The organism is Mesorhizobium sp. M7D.F.Ca.US.004.03.1.1, assembly GCF_003998635.1.
Classification (GTDB): Bacteria; Pseudomonadota; Alphaproteobacteria; order Rhizobiales; family Rhizobiaceae; genus Mesorhizobium; species Mesorhizobium loti.
Genome location: NZ_RZQG01001636.1, coordinates 1 through 638 on the forward strand (window position 1 = coordinate 1; position 638 = coordinate 638).

At 65.7% G+C, this 638-nt stretch carries 1 protein-coding gene and 1 pseudogene; both read right to left on the reverse strand.

What is annotated here, in order from left to right; all coding sequences use genetic code 11:
• Nucleotides 1-412, reverse strand: a 412-nt coding sequence (locus EN935_RS39210) for an ATP-binding cassette domain-containing protein (RefSeq protein ID WP_127374414.1), incomplete at its 3' end; no start/stop codon positions are given.
• Nucleotides 409-638 (reverse strand): annotated as a pseudogene (locus EN935_RS39215) (ABC transporter permease); the annotation flags it as partial. The gene EN935_RS39210 and the pseudogene EN935_RS39215, both read right to left, overlap by 4 nt.

The following is a 638-nucleotide window of genomic DNA, read 5'->3' on the forward strand; positions in this document are numbered from 1 at the left end:
TCTGCACCTCGTTCAGCAATTGCCGGATGCGGGTATCGGCCTTCTCGCCACTCCAGCCGAGGATGCGCACCAGCCGGTCGGTCATCTGCGAGCCGATGCGGCGTGACGGGTTGAGCGCGGTCAGCGGGTCTTGCGGGATCAGCGCGGTGCGCGCGCCGATCAGCGTGCGCCGTGCCTTCGGCTGGAGCTTGCCGAGGTCTTCGCCTTCGAGCAGCATGTCGCCTTCGACAATGCGCACGCTTGATGGCAAGACACCGAGTACCGCCTTGCCAATCATCGTCTTGCCGGCGCCGCTTTCGCCGACCAGCGCGCGGACCTCGCCGGGCTGGACGGAGAGCGACACCGAGCGCAGCACGCGCTGGCCGTTGGGCAGCACGGCGCTCAAATTCCTGATGTCGAGACAGGCGCTCATCGCAGCACCGGATCGAAACGCGTCTTCAACGCCTCGCCGAACTGGCTGAAAGACAGCACGGTCAGGATCAGCGTGACCAGCGGGAACACCAGCACCCACCACGCCTGATGGATCGAGAGCCGGCCCTCGGCGATGATGCCGCCCCAGGTCGGATCGTCGGTCGAGATCGACAGATTGACGAAGGACAGGATCGCCTCGACCATGACGGCGATGCCCATTTCCAGCG